The following is a 2,198-nucleotide window of genomic DNA, read 5'->3' on the forward strand; positions in this document are numbered from 1 at the left end:
GGCTCTCTCTAAAAAGTTGGGGGATTTCTCTGTTTTGGGGCATTTATGCTGCCTCCCCCACGTTTCTTTGTTGATTTGCAAAAATCTTCCAATCTCTCAATAAAGTTGGGTAGCACGTGACGTCAAAGCACAGAGCCTTACTCCTATCTACAGACCTATGATCGTCCCGTCCGGCGCGTGAAGAGAAACTATCCGCTGCGGGCGCGGGTGTGCCCGCGCGTTGGAAAGACAAGGTACAAGGAGAGAACGCACCTCCCCTTGTACCCCTATGGCAACCCGTGTCCGTAGCAGTTAGGAGCAATACCATGAGACGCGGGATGACACCTGTGGAAGTGAACGCCTGGCGGCGAGCACTCGCGGAAAGATCATTTGCAGATGAGCTAACAGTTGCTGATCTGGTCGAACTTTGGGATGAGCGCGAAGCGTGTGCGCACGAGTTCGGCTGTGCTGCGATCAATGAGGCGATATTGCGTCCAGAACCTGACAAGTGCCCAAACCTTTGTGGGGCACTCGTATACCAGCTTGAGCGTGCAGGTTTCGGTGAGGAATGGTGGTCGTAATGGCAAAGAAAAACAATGAGCCCAAGATCAACTGCGTACTGGGTATATCTGACGAGTACAAGGTAGTCAAGTTTTCCCGCCAAGGAGATGTCGATGTCGCATATCTTCGCCGTGAGGTGCGCGAGAGAGAGTGTCCCTGCTGTGGTGCATACGCTCACATCAAGGGCCGCCGCTGGCGCAAGGTATGGCATGTGCCTGCACACCGCGTACCGCTCATGCTGATGATTGAAGTTACGCGCATGATCTGCCCCAAGTGCAAAAAGACTTGGAACGAGAGTCATGAAATGATAGGAAGTGCTTCTATTCATATGTCTGTCGATGTACAGGATCTGATCTTGCTCGACCTCATGGACAAGAAGTCCGTGAAGGCAACAAGCGAGAAGAATGGTCCGAGCACCTATATGGTGAACAAAGTACTTGACCGAGCTATTCTCGATGCTCACTACTTGCCTACTACCCTTTGCATAGACGAGTTCAAGGCAAACACCGATGAAGGCAAGATGGCAGTAGCAATTGCTGATGGAGATACAGGCTTTCTGATCGAGATACTGCCGCATCTCACCACAAAGTGCATAGGACATTTCTTCGAAGGGTTCGATCAAAAGGAACGCGCCTCTGTGCGCTACTACTGCTCGGACATGAGCGCTATGTTCATACGTGCCCAAAAGACCTGGTTTCCTGACGCTACGCTGTGCATCGACCGCTTCCATGTAGTCAAGCTTGTGACCGAGGCCTTCAACAGTGTGCGCAGACGTGTCCAAAACGACGAGTCGCTTCCCAAACCCCTGCGCCGAGAGATACGCAAGACATGGAAGCTTTTCTTGACCAAGCAAGAAGAGCTTGAACGCATCGATTTCGAATACGCCGAGAAGCTTGCCAACAACCGTGCCACTTTGATATCCACGCTCGACCTTACCGAAGAGGAAATCGCTGAGCTTTCCTTCATGAAGCCCCGCGAGGCACGTGTTGCCAAGGTTGAGCGCCTGCTTGAAGCTGACCCCGACCTTAAGTGTGCATACAAACTCATGCACCTGTTTCGCGACTGGTCTGACATGACATGGTGTGCTGGAAAGCGTGACTCTCTCATCCATTGGACTAGTCTTGCCATCAAAAGCGGCATTCCTGAAATGAAGCGAGCTGCCAAGAGCATCAAGCGTAACCGTGAGGGCATTCTTAACGGATACAAGTTCAATAAGACCAACGCCACAGCTGAAGGACTTAACAACTCCATCAAGGTGATGAAGCGCATGAGCTATGGGTTTAAGACGTTTGAGCGCATGCGGAGACGTTGTCTTTTGTCTTTGGGATACATGAAAATCATCAAGCACGGCATCAAGATCAACGGCGTCAAGTTCGAAGACCCGAGAGGCTAGCGAACTGCCTTTGATGTGGAGGTGATGCCCTTGATCTACGCCGCGCTGTTGCGCAAGAAGGTAGTGATGCCCCTGGCCTACCTGTGCTCGTAGGGCACTAAAAATCGAACCTTCAAAAATCAGCCCTATCAAGGGCGTAGGTCGTTGTACCCAAAATCGGGTTTGAACAGGTGTTTTAGTTGTCAAAGATACGTTCAATTAAGAGTGTTTTGCCTGATGGCGAGTTGATTATTGCGGTTTACTACCTAACATTTTGCCTAGAACC

1 protein-coding gene is annotated in these 2,198 nt (G+C 50.9%); it reads left to right on the top strand.

Going from position 1 to position 2,198, the window contains the following annotated elements; all coding sequences use genetic code 11:
* The first annotated feature begins 559 nt into the window (after positions 1–559).
* The gene (locus G7Y50_RS11805; RefSeq protein ID WP_165056828.1) at positions 560–1,933 is read left to right on the top strand and encodes an ISL3 family transposase; all 1,374 of its coding nucleotides are present in this window, start codon (positions 560–562) and stop codon (positions 1,931–1,933) included.
* The last annotated feature ends 265 nt before the right edge of the window (positions 1,934–2,198 follow it).

It is taken from the genome of Adlercreutzia sp. ZJ176, from assembly GCF_011038975.1.
Classification (GTDB): Bacteria; Actinomycetota; Coriobacteriia; order Coriobacteriales; family Eggerthellaceae; genus CAAEEV01.

What these genes read in the sequence shown, in the direction of transcription:
- G7Y50_RS11805 (WP_165056828.1), top strand. Translation starts at nt 560, where the DNA reads ATGGCAAAGAAAAACAATGAGCCCAAGATCAACTGCGTACTGGGTATA.